Below are 15,977 nucleotides of genomic sequence, written 5' to 3'. Positions count from 1 at the left end.
GTCAAGACCTAACTATTCGACCTCTATTATTCTCTGAATTTCATCCATCAATTTAAGAAATACTCTTTCTTGTGCAGGTTTTTCCATTTCCGCCAAAGTTTCCTCAGGCTTATTTACTGCTTGGAATGCTGACAATTCTGATTTTAAAAAGAAACTCGGTTCTACCAATAAACACAACACATTAGTATTCTCAGCTTCAGCCTTCCTTAAAATCGGTGGAAGTTCATTGTTTTCAATAAAATCAGAAGCAAGAAAGTCTGTAGATACCAAAAGTATTGCAATGTTAGCATCATCCAATGCCTTTTTTATCTCTTCTTTCCAGTGTTGTCCAGCATGAATTTTCTTGTCAGACCATTCTTCAAAACCTCCTATATACTTTTTCAGCACACTCAAATGAGTCATCAATCTATTGTGGAATATTTCATCAGCATGAGAATAGCTGATAAATATTTTCTTCTTATCTTTATGCATAATAATCTTTTTATTTTCAGTTTCATTCTTTAGAAGTTGCATAGAGGGTATTACAACCTTCTTATCATCCTCAATTACCAGTTCATCAACATACGACACAGGATTATCTACAACATCCAATTTTGTGATACCGCTTATCAAACTTTCATCAAGATGTTCTATTTTATTCTTACTAAGAATGAGTGTAGTAATCTTCGAGTCAAGTATTTGCTTGGGTAAATGCTTGATTTGGTTACCATGCAGATTCAAAATCTTCAACTTTGGCAGTTTAAATAAGGCGCCTTGTAATACCTTTAAATTATTAAAAGCCAAATCTAAGGTTCGAAGTTTTTTGAGTTTCAATATTTCTTGAGGAATCACCTCTATCCTATTGTAACTCAAATCGAGCTTTTCTAGATTTGCATACTGATATACATTATCAGGTATTGTCTTTAGATTTTTATGGGATAAATTAAGTTTTGTAACTTGCTTTATCGTTTTTCCTTTAATTTTTATTGGATATTCCATAATATTTATGTATCTTTGCACCCATAGTCGGACTATGGGGGTAGCGACTTAAAATAAGTGATGTTCAGAGTGCACTCCTGCGGGAGGTCAATCTGATTAATATCTTGAATGGAGTCTAAGCGTAGAGGAGGAACCTCTAATAGACGGGGAAGAAGAACTTCAACGGCTTGCTTAGAATCCCTTTAATTCATCGCAGCTTCGGCATCCCACGTTTTTCGCTAGCGAATTTGTGTTCTGTCATACAAAAGAACACATACAGCATTCTGAGGTCGTTCGATTTGAACGACCTCATTTGTTTTCTTTTATCTCGACATAGCACTCCTCCATTTTCTCTAGCATTTTTGGCACGATGAAGAGTTCTTTCACACTCTTTCTGCCAGTCTCGCCATTCAGCGATACCCAGGAACAGTAAAGGTGACAGCAGGAGTACCACAATAGCTTCAGTCATGACCAATCCAAACGCCTCGTCCTTAATAACAGATGGAAAAAATCAGTATTACATAATTCCATTATAACAAGCCGTAGTAAGACCAACACAAGCGGTCTCCACCTTTAGCAAGGCGGTCCCAGCCCGCACAACCTGGCGCAGACAGCTTTGGTCCGCCAACCTTAGAACGTAGCGGTTCTGAGCACCGGAGGGCGGTTACATCCTCTCGTTCCTGAGGAAAGAGAGGCTTGGTGAGAAAGGTGGAGTCTTCCTTAAGGGTAAGGAAGGTTTCTGTCCCCTAGAAGGGGAACCGAAGGGGTCGAAAAGACTATTGAAGGTAGGTTTTCGAAAACTTCGCTTGAATGAATTGCGGCACTTTCCATGCCATTTTCACTTGTTTTTAAGAAGACATCATTATGAGAACCAGTATTAGTCATCACTAAAACCAGCTCATCATTATATTGTTTCCATATCAACAGCCAATCTGGCATAATACTACATTCCCAACTTTTCAAACATGTCATCAGCACTTTCATACTCTGTCACTCTACCATGGCGAATATCATCCATAGCTTCCTCTATCCCAGCCATAACACTTTTGTCCTCCACTTGTATAGTTAATGTTGGCATAACCTTTTATTTTAGATGATTAATATTCTGCCGTCAAAATTACGCTTTTTTCTCGAAACCACCAAGAAAAAAGCCGAAAATCTGCAAGCTATCAGCAAATTACGCAATGCGCCAGCCGACAAACAATCGCAAAGCGCCAGCCCATCCCCAGGCGGTCCCAGCCCGCACAATCTGGCGCAGGGCTTTGATGCCCCGCCAACCATAAAGCGCAGCGGTTCTGAGCACCGGAGGGCGGTTACATCCTCTCGTCCCTGAGGGAAGAGAGGCTTGGTGAGAAAGGTGGAGCTCTCCTTGCAGGAGAGACGGAGAGGTAGAAAAAATTCCTTCTTTAATGGTAAAGAAGGACGGGTAGGTTTTCGAACCCCTACGCCTCTTTCACCATATTCCAGAGGAATAAGGTATTACCAATAATATATCTTCTCCACACGAAGAAGTCGAAGACAGCATCGATGGTACCTACGTGACAATGGATGTTCAACTCATTCCAAAGAGAGTACGTCCACTAATTAAGATGATCATTTCCTTGATTCCGTAATAATAATTCTACGAAGTCTTTTATGTTTACAACATAAATTCTAGGAAATTTCACCTCTTTGAGAATTTTAAAGTGAGCATCATTACTTACAATACAACTTGCACCAGCAGTAAAAGCACAATCAACAAATTTGTTGTCGTCCTCATCAGCTTGAATGAGATGCAACTTATAATATGGTGTAACAAATTCCACATTCTTTTGACTTAGAATCACAGACACAACATTACTAGCAATATTTGCATTAGTCTTCTGCTCTATAATTTCTAAATATTCCTCAATAATTTCATTTGTGACACACAAAGTCAATTTACCTTTCAAGAAATCATCCCAAATCTTACGATAAGGACTTATCCTTGGAAGGCTCATCAATAAGCAATTAGTATCAAGAACTATCTTTCTCATTTGCAAGAAGTGCGTAAATGTTCATTTCCCCAGCTCTCTATGGTATCTAGAGTAATACTGCCATTATCGCACAACTCATCAATCCCCTCATCAACCTTCTTTGCAAAGTATTGAGAGAGAACATTTTCAAGATTATCCAATTCCTGTGGAGTCTTGATATAAGACATCATCTGCAGAATCTTCATCTGAGCAGGGTTAAAAACTGTCTGTTCCATCCTTTTTCAATTAAACGTTCAACTTTGCCGCCAAAATTACTCTTTTTTCTCGAAACCACCAAGAAAATCGAAAGAAATCTGCAACTCATCAGCAAATTACTACAAAAACTGTAAACTATAAACTGCTATTTCCAGGCGGTCCCAGCCCGCATAAACCTGGCGCAGGGCTTTGATGCCCCGCCAACCTTATAGCGTAGCGGTTCCGAGCACCGAGTAGGGCGGTTTCCCTCTTCTTCCCTGAGGGGAGAAGACCGAGATGAGAGGTGGAGCCTTCCTTAACGGTAAGGAAGGACGGGTAGTTTTCGAAAAAGCCTTTTTTAATGGGAAAAAGCGATGCCAATGAGTGCATTGAAAGCTGCTTTCAAATTGCCGAGTGCAGCTCGCTTTATCAACAAAGAAGGACGGGATGATTTTAGAAAAAAAGATTAGATGATTTTAGAAATCAAAATCCTTTTAGTATTCAAAAGGACTTTGAAAGTCCTTCAGCACCTCATGTTTCGTATCCTTCTCCGAAAGATTAGCATGTTCCGTAGGAATGCGCCAATCAATCCCGAGTGATTCATCCAATATCGAGATACCCCCGTCAGTTCCACCGCCACATGCTTACCGTATGTTGGCGACCCCTTGCGGAATCTTTTGTAGTTTCAGCATAAAGTTGTACTTTTGCACGCATGAAAGAGAAATTACAAAGAGCCATCGGTCATCACGAAATATCTCCACGGCCTTCTCCACCTGCTCCCGCTTCGAAGCCACGATATAGATAGTCTTTCCATGCTTGGCAACGTAAGCAAACAACTCTGGATCCATAGAAATCATGTCGAAGCTTCGGCGAGTCACTTGTTTGCCATACACCATCTTGATGGCTTTCACCAACAACCCGCCATCCGCAAAGATACCATCCAGCTGCGAGAATAGCTCCTTATTGTCGAGAGCAGTCAAATAAGACACTGGGGTGAGATAGGTATATGTCTTTCCCTTATTCTCGAATATCTGATTAACGGAAAGGATTCCGTTGATATAATCTTAGAAACTAATATTGATAACATATTTCTATATGTTTAAATGATTCCTAATTGTTTGGCTATATCCTGCACCATCTTTGCAAAAGGACGCTTTAGAATGTCTTCGTCCTTATCATAATTCGACAAGATAAAGCGATTAAAGTCTGTCTGCTTAAACCCCAATTGCTTAAAGTTGTCTTTGTAAATATCAAGGATGGTACTATTATAGATTTGTTCTTTCCATATCAACTCTTCCACCATTTCCTTATGCGCTTGATATTGAGTAGATATATGAAACAAGGCATCCATATTATCTTTCAAACCAGGTTCATTCGATGAAAATATAATCCTTAGCATATCCCGGTCATGTGTAGCTAAATATTGCGCACACGACACATGAAGTATTGAAAAATCAAATGGGTTTAATTTACTTTTATCATCCGTAAATAAGCAAAAAGGAAGAATATCATCCTTGTTTGATTTCAATTTATTACACTTGGTACAGCTCGGCTGAAGATTGAAAAATGAAGTGCATAAATAAGGATATTTACTCTTAGGCATCCAATGGTCTATCTCATAATTTCGAAAACTATTCCGACCATTATCATAAGAAAAAGCATATTGAGCATTACAATAGACGCAAGTCTTGATACCAAGCTGATTGATAATTTTAGGATAGACACTTTCTTGCACGTAATCATATCGCATTGCCTCTACTATTTCCCTATAAAGGAACTTGGGGGATTTAGAGTCAATTCCAAACTGCTCAGTTGAAATCTTATCAGCAGGAAATAAGGTTTCAAACTTTTTAATAGTGTTATCGAAGGGTGGTTCCAATACTATCAAGTTGTCCCATTCACTGATGACAAGTTGAACATATTGCTTTTGCTGAGGATTAAGTAGAGGATTATTAGCCAACTCTCCCAAGTGTGTTTTAGGAGACTTATATTTACTACCTAAACCATTTTCAAGAAATTTCTTAAAAGACATAGCTATACCTCTAACTCTATCATCTATTAGTATTCTTCTCATCGCCCTTATCCTCCATAAATGTCGAAAGCTTGTTTTTCAACAATGGTTCACCAATTAGAGTCAATAACTCCACAGCTTCCTTAAACTCATTTGTATCAAGTTTTTTCTTCGTATAACTATCTATTACTTTTAGGATTTTCTGCTTGGCAAATTCACCCATAAAGCCATTTTTCAAGAAAAAACTCTGTCGCAAAATATCATTTACATTTGCAGCAAAAGGATTTTGCATATAGCTCTTATCCACAACATGACCATCTTCCAAGTAAAGCACATTGCTCTGAGGTATATCAGAAAGCAAAAAAGGAGAATGGGTCGTAATAATGATATTAAAGCCACAATATGTATTCAAATGCAATCTTTGGATAGACTGCAAAAGCTTATACAAGAATGTTCTTTGGTATTCAGGATGGAAACAAAGCTCCACTTCATCAAGAATTATATTCACATATCGATAAGCGATACGAGAAGTTGGCACTGATTTTATGTTCATCACATGATAGATGACAGAACTCATCAAGAACAAGAATTGCCTTTCACCGGAACTGAGTTTATAAAAAGGAATTTCCGCTTCGTCCTTATCTCTTTTCATGATAATCTCCGAGTTAAAGATTGGAGGTGGCATCAGCTCCATTGTCGCTTCAAGAGAAGTGTTCTTCTTGTCCATCCTTAACCAATCTTCATAAAACTCATAAGTAAATTTGTTCTCTGCCCAAATGTCTTGGTCAAAGGCATCCAAGAAATGAATGGTTTGCCTGATTTTCGTTGTGATGTGAGATTTGTCTTTCTTTATTTCTGTGATAAGATGGACCAAGTCTTTCTTTTCATTTTCATCTTTTAAAAAACCATCAATCTTTTCAATATCAACTACTGAGGCATATTCTGCGTAACTTGGATATTTTGATGGGATTGTCAAGGTCTTATAGATAAGATAAATACATCCATAAGCAGACATATAGTTAGAATTTGCAAACGAATATCCGTATGCATCCAAAACAAGTTTTACAAAAGAATTCTCCTCTCCATAAAGTATCCTAAACGAGTTCTCTACCTGTGTTACATCCTTTTCGTGAAATTTTTCAGGCAACTTAGCAATCACTCTATATGGATTAAACGCATAAACAATGCGCAAAAGTTGATAGCCATCTATGAATTCTCGATTTTTTCTCTTTGCCTCAACAAGAATACCTGCAAGCCTGTCTTTGGTCAAAGCTGTCTCCGTCTTCATATCAATAACACCTTGATCTCTGTATGGATTCAAGACAATAGGCGAAGTATATCCATCATTCTTATGAAACATGCTGTTCATCCAGTTGCCATTCGAACTTGCCCCAATTAGATGGTCTGTTTGATAATGCTCTGCCTTTTCGTCTTGATAGTCCAGAGAATTATAAGCTTGTAAGGCATAATTCATGACGATGGTGTAGAAAAAGCAACTTGCTATCTCGCTTCTCTTTGCAGTTTTGGGCTTGTAGCAAACTTCGAAATCCCGATATTCATCTATCATCGTCAAGTCAGGATCAGACAAAAAGAATTTCTTATCACCATAAACCAATGCCACAATTCCATCATCACAAATCAATGTACCCTTCATGCCTCTTATTTCGTAATCAAGAGTAGCCTTAATGCCAGGAATAAAATAGATTTCATCAGCTCCATTACGTCTGATTGTATTCCCGACCAAACAGGCACTAAAGTTGTTTATCATACGAAACATCAACTCTAGTAGTGATGATTTGCCAGCACCATTCATGCCCACGATAGCAGTGACGCTGACATTCCGCAGGAAGAAAGCATCACTGAGTTCATCTGTGTAAAAAGGATAGTAACCTGTAGCCAACGTTTTTGTCAGCTTAGGATTACACCCATCTTTTATGGTCAAGCCAAGTAGTCTTATTTTTCGGTAATTGTATGTCATTGTAATATTATTAGCTTTGCTTATAGACTAGTAAGAACTCTTATCGTCTTGATATTATTGATATATCTATACGATTGTGGTACTTGGAAGTTCTCACCAAATATCTCAGCTATTTGATAATCCTTCGCCTAACTTCTTGTTTTCATTTGGTTGAAGCTTATTTGAACGATATGATTTCTTAAGCTCAATGAGCCAGTCATAATCCACAGCCTCACCCTTACAATACTTGCGCAAGCTACGACCTTTATGGTTTTGGTTGTAATCCTGCATCACTTTTTCGAAATATTCCCTTGTTTCCATTATCAAACTGTTTTGATTACGGATGCAAAGGTAATATATTATATAGGTACCGCCATACGGGCTAACGGTGATTTACCATTCTTCCAATCAATTGTTTCACCATCATAATAAGCAAGGTCAAGTGTCTTCTTGGAGACATCTACGCCAAAACACAGTTCTTTATCCATATTATTAACATTTTTGAATTTAATGGAATCAAGAAAGAATGTTGGGTAGGCGAAGGACAGAATCGGTGAATAGAGAATATCTAGGAAACTTACTAGTACATCTTAACACCCATTAACCAACTTTGGCTTTCGTGATTCCGGGTGCAAATGCAAAAGAATACTCACGATGCTTCTTGATAACTTTTTTCAGATAACATTGCCATGCCTCCTTGTTCTCTTCGGTAACGAATGGCGGACATTGTCCACCGTAGAAGATGTGCCAGGTGAATGGCTCGAAGTCGAGATGCCAGAGGAATGATTTGGGTTGTGGATTTCTTTGTTCCATAATTTTTAGGGATATGCTTATACTTCTTAAAATTAGCTTTTCTTCCAATAGTGTACTAAACGCTCATTGATTTTCTTATTTGGAGTAAATTCTTTCAGTACTCTAATGTCTACACTTGTATTTTTTAGATAATCAACCAATCCTCTACTCAGTATCTTGCATTTATCCCATTTATCTATAAAATAGGATATAGAAGTAAAGCAACTAATTCTATTCCAATATTTTTCGTCCAACTGATTTTTGCTTAAAGCAATATATATGTGATAAAAGCTATGCTTAAGCATTTCTATCGCTATAACATCATGCCAATTGTGTGCAAGAATATATAGGTATATATAGAAATCAATGTTCTTATTTTCATTGTCTTGATTCAAAAAAGCTTTCCACACTGATGAAGAATTACTTTTCAAATCATAATCATTCGGCTCTATTTTATATAACAAGAATTGCTCAACTCGTTCATTAATGGTTTCTTGCGAGTTCATCCATATGAATATATCTTGCTTTTTTAACAAACAAGCCTGCAATAAAAAAGGAGATACAAAATGGTGGCTACCACTATTTGCAGCTTCAAAGATAATGCTAACGGCATCTTTTGCTTTCTCTATGATTTTTTTTGAGACATCCTCACCAACAAGAGCTTCTGCATCAATAGCCTTATTCAGCAATCCATCCCAATATATGAATTTATCAGATAGTTTTTGACTAAACAGTAAAAATATGGTATTAAATTTATCATTCGAAACTTTAAGCCACATACCTGATTCAAAGAATCTATCGTTAGAGCTAAGAAAAGGCAATAATTTTTCCCATTCTTTGTCTATGAGATTAAGCAATTCTTGCTCTTCCATATTATTAATGGCATAGAGCAAGGCTTTACAAGCGGTGTCATTAGGGTGAGCTAATGCTGCAATCTTGGTGATTAAATCTATGTAACCTGCATGGTTCTCTTTATCCAACTCCATTAAACGACTTTCAAACTGTGTTTCTTCTGGGTATAAAAAAGAATCATTTTTCAATGATGCGATTTGATAGAGATAATCTTTTTCTGTCCCATATAAACTGGAGATTTTTTTTGACAAGAAATTACATTTCAATCGAACTCCATCATATATATTTGGAAAAGATTCCTCTAACAAATGAAGAACCTCCGCATATTGTTCTGCCCCAACATTCTCCGTCAAAGCTGTATCAAGTTTTTTCATTAATACAGCAAAAGCCATGAGCTTATCTTTATCTTCACGTATATCCTCACGAAAAAGCCTTATCAAACTAGGAAATGGGTCATTTAATGTTTTTGATTGTTCAAAGATATATTGCAATCCAACATAAAAGTTCGTCTTATCAAATTTTCCGTTCCATGGAGCATTAGACAAAGATATATTGGCTGTATTGTCTGTGAATTGTATAGAAAAGTCTATATCTCCAATTTTTCTGTTAGAAACAGAACCTGTACTCAGTTCAATGTTTTTCAGCATATCCAAAGGCATATATTGCAGTAGATAAAAGCACAACGCATCGTATATCCCGTGGTCTTTATCCATGTATATAAATAGATTTTTATTGTTACCAAGCAACAATAAATAGAGAACCATCAAAGAAGTATCATCGAATTGCTCAAACACAGCATTTGAGTTTCCATTCTCAAAGGTGTCTATTTCTATTTTTTGGTGATAGAAGTCATATTTGTCTTTTAGAGGTCGTCTGAAATAATTTTCCAGAGTTCTAAAGTCAAAATTCCTATCCACCTTTTTTAAGTCAACAATAAGTGTATGCGTCCAGACACATCCAGGACGTTCCATTTCCTCGGCATACCAAGTTTTGGCAAATGCATACTTTTCGCCATTAGACAGAGGATAGAATGTCATATACGAGTCTCCTCCTAACTCATCTCTATAGCCAGTCCAATCACTTAGGACTGACATCAAAGAAGAATCATCATTAGGTTTTACTGGAAATGAACTCGCCAACAATCCATGTCCTTTGTTATAGCCGTGTAAAGTCTGTTCTATTATCATTCCTTTATAAGTAAATATAATGGTAAAGACAAATCGTGTATAATATCATTTCCAACCTCAACAAAAGATCTTTTACCTTCTCTTGTTTTCGCTTTTATTTCCCTTTTTGTTGCTTCGTAGCTTTCTTCATTTTCTTTTGGATACTCCAAACCTTGTGAACTCAAACCAATAATATCAGCATTTGGAATATAGTATTCTATGAAATTATATAATGCTGGCGATTCATCTCTAAGATAATCCTTTGGATTTTTTGGTATTGTTCCATTTGCAGTATTTTCATCCCACCAAGAAAGTACAATTACGACTTTTCTGAATTTCTTTTTGCTCAACAGAGATTTCAATACCATGATATTCATTGCTACAGCGGAAATATCTGTAATGGTAAATGGAGCAATATCTTTAGCAGGCAATGGTTCTTCGTCATCTTCTGGACCATGGTCATCTTCGAATTCTGGCGGAATGACTTCGTTCATAAAATATACTAAGGTATCTGTATCCTTCAACCATTTAGAAACAAGTTCAGACTCTTTAAAAACAATAAAATCGCGAAAGTTTTCTCCAAGAAAATCAGGTATTTCCACTTGGATTTTTTTATCAGAACCAGCTTCTTTAAGATTTATCAGAACGGTCTCATTTTGATTAGAATAATTGCGGTCTATAAGCTTCATATTCTTATAAGCTTCACTCAATCTGTTTAGCACTGTAAGATCATTTGCAAGATTCATCTTATCAGCGACTAATTTTATATTACCGACTTTTTCTGGATGCATCAGACAATACCATAATGCACCTATATATGTAGACTTGCCCGAACCTGGCAATCCTGCTATCATACATTTTGTAACACTCATACTTTCTTTTTATTCGTTCAACAATGTTTGTACCCAATTCGTTTCTTTTTGTTGACATATAATTTGACCATTCAAGGTGTTTACAAAATAGTCAAAGACATGATTCAACTCTTTGTCTTGCATGTTGTTTGCTGTAATCTCAAACCTATTCAAGAGATTGATACCATAATCATTCTTCAGCATATTCTCCAATTCTTGACTTTGCTTTGTGTACAATGCTTTTTCTTCATCGGTTGAATTCAATTCAATCTTGTTATAAATTATATCATACACTTTTGAAATGGCAAAAACACCAGCAGATGCCATGCGTCCAAGTAACAACTGAAATTCATCACAAAAATCGCCGTAATCATCTTCATTATTAATTGATGAAGAATCCACAAAGAAAACTATGTGGTGAGAATTAATAAGTCCTTTGTCTTTCTGAACATCAGACAAGTTATTCTTATAGTTATTTTTATACATTTCTCCAGCACGGTCAGAAATAATCAATTTCTTTAATTTTGCATTCTTTAATAGTGTCAAGGTCAAAAACTGACCTTCCAATGTAGTTGTTCTAGAATTTCGCTTAGAAGTTTTCAAATCTTCATTCCGAATATACGCCCTGCGTTCAAATCCGATATAAGTATCAGAATCTATAAACTTGTATCCATCAATTTCTCCTGTAGACATAACTTTATGATACAAAGAAGCCACAAATGTTGATTTTCCAACTTCGGAAAAGCCAACCAATGTTATAAGATGCGTATCACAATCTCCCAAAACATCATTTACGTTTTCATCTGTCAGCGCATCACAATAATACTGCGCAGATTGCGTAACAGCATTATCTATGATATCATCAGTTTGTTTTGGTCGTGTAACGCCAGCCAAACTTTCTAAAATATCTTTTTTGTCTTCCATTACTTTAATCTTTTAACAAATCCTCTAATAGCAGTTCATGATAGAGATAAACAAAGAACTCTTTTGGACTCAGTTCGAAGTCTTTCAGATAATCACCATATTCATTATCCCTTGCATTTTCAATTTCATGCAATAGCAAAGATGAATCTGATCTGATTTCATCAACAAGGCATACGTCCGTTTCCGCCAAGTTTTTAAGAATTTTCTCTATCTTTTGCCTTTGTCCATTTCCGCCACGTGGAAAAACACGTTGCATTAACTCTATAAAATTTTCTTTTTGAGGTATCTGCGGCTTATTGATAAAATAATGTTCCAATATCAATTGTATTTTCAAGAAATCATTCGTTTCCGTTAATCCTTTTATGAATTGCGACATTTCTGAATCCCAGGCCATCAATGCCAAAGACTGAATTTTATCAGACATATCCTCGGAGATAGTCTCACCCTGTCGAAAACTATCAATAAACATTGATTGAACAAAGTCTCTTGGATATTTCTTTTCACCGATTACTTCTCCCTCTGCATATTGATTATATTTAAAATATAGCTTATAGAGTACATCTTGATAATTTAATTTTTCCCAATTTCCATGCACTTGAATCATAACGTTTTGCAACGATAAAGATCGTAATGCTGTTTCCTTGTCATCTTCGCATTCTTCTATAGCCAAATAGATGCAATAGAAAACAAGTGCGCATTTTATACGTTTGGGAAAATTATAGTTACCCAAGCCATTGCTTGAAATGTATTCTGCCACGAAATCGTTCAACTCATTACATTCCCGATTCATAACATAGCAATCGACCAATTCCTCGAAATCATCGAATGAGAACGACTCTTTACCAATGTATTCGGAACAGGCTTTTGCCAATACGTCTGTTTCAGTCTCTTCAAGTGGTACAATAAGACCACATTGCATGAGAATATTGTTTAGTACATTATTCATCACTTTATCATTTTATAAAGTTCAACCCACCTGTTGTCTTCCCTGATTTTTTCCAAGAACACTTGATTTCTCATATAGGCAGAGCCTGTACAATCAATCTTTGGGTACATCTTTTGTATTATCTCTTTTGAATTTGGACACTGTTTAAACTTGTGTCTAACATCACGCTTGGATAGGCCATCTGGAAGTCTCTGTCCGATAACTACCGCAGGTTTATTAGCATCCTTCCATAAATCATGTTTTTTCAATGTAACTTTGAATGGTTTGGATTGTTCTTCATCCTTCACAAATTGTTCCCCATCATACTTCTGAACCCTCAAATCCACTTTCAACACATCGTTTTCATTATCATGCTTTTCTATGGAGAGTTCTATGATATTATAGACTGGTTTATATGTGTTATCATTCACATCTCCAGGGTTTAAAGAGCCTGAGTATATGTGCACTGCATTGTTATTAATATCACTGTTGGCTATATGAACATGCCCATATAACTGCAAAGCATACCTTTTATCCAAGTCTTTGGCTATTGTATCTTTATTCAGCAAGAAATCTAATGGATGATGACACATTAGTATGTTTATGATACCATCCTTACATTTTGCACCACGATATGCTATTTGGGGAAGGAAAAGACGATGTCCCTTTGTTCTATTGGGATCTGTGTCATAATCATTTAAGTCACTAATCAGGGCTGAGTTCACACCATACAAATTGACGTGATATCCTTCGAGGTCATCTTCAAATTCTGAATGCCAAAACATGTCTGCATCATTATGTCTATCAACATCCATTTCTAAAGCTCCTAGCATAAAAGGTTCAGCATTGTCTCTCTCATCATTGCAGAAATGATTGTATTCTTTAAAAGGTGTATACAATTTCTTGATGAAAGAAAAATCTTCATCAATCATTTTATTCCACCACCAATCACAATCATTTCCGCGGTTAGATATAGCTTGATGAATGAATTCTCTCACACATTTGGGATGTTCATTTACATTCTTGTCATGATTGCCAGGGACGGTATAAACTTCTTCGCTTTTACAAGCAACGGTCTTACACAGTTCTCTGATAAATGAATTAGCCCGTTTATACTCATCTACAGAACCACTGAATGCAATATCTCCGCAAATGAGAATTTTATCAAAGCTATTACCTGTACCTTTACAATAATACTCCAAATCTTGTAGCATTTGGTCCCTTATGTCTGTATAGTCATCAGCAGCATCAAGCTGCTTCTTCCAATGTATATCGGAAAGTTGTAATATGCGTAATATTTTCATTATTTCATTCTATTTTTTACCCTTATATCTCTTGTAAATGTCCTTTGCTGTATTCTTGATTCTGCGAAACACATCACAAAGATAGAATATCACCAACACAGCATCCCCACTATATTACAAGCAGTTACACCTATCAGCATTTTGAAGCAACATTATAGATTCAGCATTATTGCCACTTATACCTATATATTATTTCTATTTCTCAATGCCTTTTCCAATACCTCTTGTGAAATTTCATTATGGAGTCTAACAATCTCTTGCTGAATTTCTTCTGCATGTTGTAAGTCGCCAATATTCACACAATACTGATGAAGTTTTTGCAGAACCGCAATAGCTTCCAAATTGTTCCCACAAATCGCCAAAGCCGCCAAATCTTTCTGTTGTTCATTATTGGCTGTCACTTTGAGCACCTTGAACATATTATCTAAAAATGTATACATAATTACTCAGTTACAAATATTTATACTGTACTTCCCTGAAAAAGGTTGTCACTTAGGAACAAACAGAAGTGACAATGAAACGTAAGACAAGAATTGAACGTGTGTATAATGAGGACACTGGTTGGTTTGAGACCCGTGAGGTAGAGTTGAATAGCTACTCTTTTACAGATGATGATCGTATCATGATAGTTCGAGAGTATATGGAGAGTGGGCTCCCAGCAGAAGAAATCATCAAGAAATACTATATAAGCAGTCGTACAGTGCTATTTTCTTGGATGGATAAGTTCTTAAATGAAAAAGATTTGTTATCTTTGCCGCCAGAAGACCAAAACCGTGACGATATGGCAAAGACAACAAATGAACAGTTGAAAGAGAAAGATGCAGAGATTAAGCGTCTCCGCAAGGCTTTGGAGTTAGAGAAGCTTCGCTCTAAGGCATTCTCCACCATGATTGACCTCGCAGAAGAAACCTTCAATATTCCTGTGAGAAAAAAATCTGGTACCAAACAGTAAGCTTGCTCCGCACAGAGTGCCAGAGCCAAGGTTTAGGCACTCTATGTGGGCTGTTTGGTTTCACCCGGCAAGCATATAATAAGCGCAATGTCTCTGACGGCTTTGCTGAAGATGTCATTGAGTCTATCATCATTGAAAAGGCACGTGAGTATCGTAAGTCAAATCCTGGCTTAGGAGCTGTAAAGTTGCATGCCATATTGAAACAGATGTTTGAGGATACAGGCTGCTTCCCTGGTCGTGACGCATTTATTGAGATGCTGCGTAAGCATGGGCTCATGGTGCGTATAAAGCGCCGTAGGCGCTATAAGACAACAGATTCCGACCATAATTACCGCAAATATCCAAACTTGATTAAGGGAGTAGTTCCTACCCATCCGAACCAGATTTGGGCAAGTGACATCACCTATGTTGAAACCAATGAAGGTGTGTGCTACCTCTCGCTTATAACAGACCTGTATTCCCATAAAATCGTTGGATGGGCTGTTGGTCCAACATTAGAAACTGTATATCCATTAGAAGCGCTTAAAATGGCATATAAAAGCATTGATGAAGAAACTGCAAAAGGACTCATCCATCACTCTGACAGAGGAAGCCAGTATTGCAGTCAGAATTATGTGTCTATCCTAAAAAGTCATGGCTCACAAATAAGTATGACTCAAACAGGAGATCCTTTGGAGAATGCCATAGCAGAACGTGCAAACGGCATTTTAAAAACGGAATGGCTTTATAGGATGACAATTCCTACTCGTAAAGTATGTAAGAAGGAACTGACCAGGATTATTGCGTTTTATAACGACGAAAGACCGCATATGAGTATCGGTAATCAAACACCATCTGTTGCACATACTCAAGCGGGGCCACAGCAGAAAATGTGGAAAAATCCTTGGGAAAATTCTTCTAATTAGTTGAAAATGTGTATCTTTGCATTTGAAAGAATATCATCACCGTAACCTTTCTAGGGATAGCTCCTTAAAAAGAGTAACCTAGTTAGGTATAATGGGGATTCGCTGACAACCCATATAGTGATAAAATTAAAAATGCGTAACTCATTTAGTGATAAGAAAAATAGATAGTAACATATTTAGTTTAACCATCCT

The 15,977-nt window shown here is 36.7% G+C and carries 18 protein-coding genes and 2 pseudogenes; 2 read left to right on the top strand and 18 right to left on the bottom strand.

Features of this window, described 5'->3' with window-relative positions; translation table 11 throughout:
- Positions 1-12: 12 nt before the first annotated feature.
- From DW657_RS01990 to DW657_RS01905, 18 genes and pseudogenes are all read right to left on the bottom strand, one after another.
- The gene (locus DW657_RS01990) at positions 13-978 is read right to left on the bottom strand and encodes a leucine-rich repeat domain-containing protein (RefSeq protein ID WP_118311224.1); all 966 of its coding nucleotides are present in this window, start codon (positions 976-978) and stop codon (positions 13-15) included.
- Between the two features lie 699 nt (positions 979-1,677).
- Complete coding sequence (locus DW657_RS01980) at positions 1,678-1,896, bottom strand: type II toxin-antitoxin system YafQ family toxin (protein ID WP_233546591.1); 219 nt, start codon at positions 1,894-1,896, stop codon at positions 1,678-1,680.
- Between the two features lie 503 nt (positions 1,897-2,399).
- Positions 2,400-2,537, bottom strand: a pseudogene (locus DW657_RS18270) (glycosyltransferase); the annotation flags it as partial.
- Entirely contained in the window at positions 2,538-2,972 is a 435-nt protein-coding gene (locus DW657_RS01970; RefSeq protein ID WP_118311221.1) for a putative toxin-antitoxin system toxin component, PIN family, read from the bottom strand.
- The gene (locus DW657_RS01965; RefSeq protein ID WP_118311220.1) at positions 2,969-3,187 is read right to left on the bottom strand and encodes a hypothetical protein; all 219 of its coding nucleotides are present in this window, start codon (positions 3,185-3,187) and stop codon (positions 2,969-2,971) included. The genes DW657_RS01970 and DW657_RS01965 overlap by 4 nt, the downstream gene beginning before the upstream one ends.
- Positions 3,188-3,640: 453 nt before the next feature.
- A pseudogene (locus DW657_RS01960) lies at positions 3,641-3,772 on the bottom strand (dTDP-4-dehydrorhamnose 3,5-epimerase); the annotation flags it as partial.
- Between the two features lie 18 nt (positions 3,773-3,790).
- On the bottom strand, positions 3,791-4,135 hold the full coding sequence (locus DW657_RS01955) for a hypothetical protein (protein WP_147381869.1): 345 nt from the start codon (positions 4,133-4,135) through the stop codon (positions 3,791-3,793).
- A 110-nt stretch (positions 4,136-4,245) separates the two neighbouring features.
- Entirely contained in the window at positions 4,246-5,220 is a 975-nt protein-coding gene (locus DW657_RS01950; RefSeq protein WP_118311218.1) for an HNH endonuclease, read from the bottom strand.
- Positions 5,198-7,135: an AAA family ATPase gene (locus tag DW657_RS01945; RefSeq protein ID WP_118311217.1), complete on the bottom strand. Its 1,938-nt coding sequence runs from the start codon at positions 7,133-7,135 to the stop codon at positions 5,198-5,200. Before DW657_RS01945 ends, DW657_RS01950 begins: the two co-directional genes overlap by 23 nt.
- Positions 7,136-7,240: 105 nt before the next feature.
- Positions 7,241-7,435: a hypothetical protein gene (locus DW657_RS01940; RefSeq protein ID WP_118311216.1), complete on the bottom strand. Its 195-nt coding sequence runs from the start codon at positions 7,433-7,435 to the stop codon at positions 7,241-7,243.
- Positions 7,436-7,473: 38 nt separating this feature from the next.
- Positions 7,474-7,602: a hypothetical protein gene (locus DW657_RS18550; protein WP_255415890.1), complete on the bottom strand. Its 129-nt coding sequence runs from the start codon at positions 7,600-7,602 to the stop codon at positions 7,474-7,476.
- A 112-nt stretch (positions 7,603-7,714) separates the two neighbouring features.
- Positions 7,715-7,927 carry a hypothetical protein gene (locus DW657_RS01935; protein ID WP_118311215.1) on the bottom strand — a complete coding sequence of 71 codons (213 nt, stop codon included), beginning with the start codon at positions 7,925-7,927 and terminating at the stop codon, positions 7,715-7,717.
- Between the two features lie 32 nt (positions 7,928-7,959).
- Positions 7,960-9,945, bottom strand: coding sequence for a hypothetical protein (locus DW657_RS01930; protein ID WP_118311214.1), 1,986 nt, complete (start codon positions 9,943-9,945; stop codon positions 7,960-7,962).
- The gene (locus tag DW657_RS01925) at positions 9,942-10,796 is read right to left on the bottom strand and encodes a hypothetical protein (RefSeq protein ID WP_233546590.1); all 855 of its coding nucleotides are present in this window, start codon (positions 10,794-10,796) and stop codon (positions 9,942-9,944) included. The genes DW657_RS01930 and DW657_RS01925 overlap by 4 nt, the downstream gene beginning before the upstream one ends.
- Positions 10,797-10,805: 9 nt before the next feature.
- The gene (locus DW657_RS01920; RefSeq protein ID WP_118311212.1) at positions 10,806-11,699 is read right to left on the bottom strand and encodes a hypothetical protein; all 894 of its coding nucleotides are present in this window, start codon (positions 11,697-11,699) and stop codon (positions 10,806-10,808) included.
- A 4-nt stretch (positions 11,700-11,703) separates the two neighbouring features.
- A complete protein-coding gene (locus tag DW657_RS01915; RefSeq protein ID WP_118311211.1) occupies positions 11,704-12,645 on the bottom strand; it encodes a hypothetical protein in 942 nt (313 codons plus the stop codon).
- Positions 12,645-13,928 carry a metallophosphoesterase gene (locus DW657_RS01910; protein ID WP_118311210.1) on the bottom strand — a complete coding sequence of 428 codons (1,284 nt, stop codon included), beginning with the start codon at positions 13,926-13,928 and terminating at the stop codon, positions 12,645-12,647. Before DW657_RS01910 ends, DW657_RS01915 begins: the two co-directional genes overlap by 1 nt.
- Before the next feature lie 182 nt (positions 13,929-14,110).
- On the bottom strand, positions 14,111-14,368 hold the full coding sequence (locus DW657_RS01905; protein WP_118311209.1) for a hypothetical protein: 258 nt from the start codon (positions 14,366-14,368) through the stop codon (positions 14,111-14,113).
- A gap of 74 nt (positions 14,369-14,442) precedes the next feature.
- Here DW657_RS01905 and DW657_RS01900 point away from each other — a divergent pair, with 74 nt between their 5' ends.
- Positions 14,443-14,880 carry a transposase gene (locus DW657_RS01900; RefSeq protein WP_089543290.1) on the top strand — a complete coding sequence of 146 codons (438 nt, stop codon included), beginning with the start codon at positions 14,443-14,445 and terminating at the stop codon, positions 14,878-14,880.
- Between the two features lie 2 nt (positions 14,881-14,882).
- A complete protein-coding gene (locus DW657_RS01895) occupies positions 14,883-15,785 on the top strand; it encodes an IS3 family transposase (RefSeq protein ID WP_158577301.1) in 903 nt (300 codons plus the stop codon).
- The last annotated feature ends 192 nt before the right edge of the window (positions 15,786-15,977 follow it).

This window comes from Prevotella sp. AM23-5 (assembly GCF_003473645.1).
Classification (GTDB): Bacteria; Bacteroidota; Bacteroidia; order Bacteroidales; family Bacteroidaceae; genus Prevotella; species Prevotella copri_A.
Note: the sequence above shows the minus strand (reverse complement) of the source record. Positions and strands in the feature narration are given on the sequence as shown.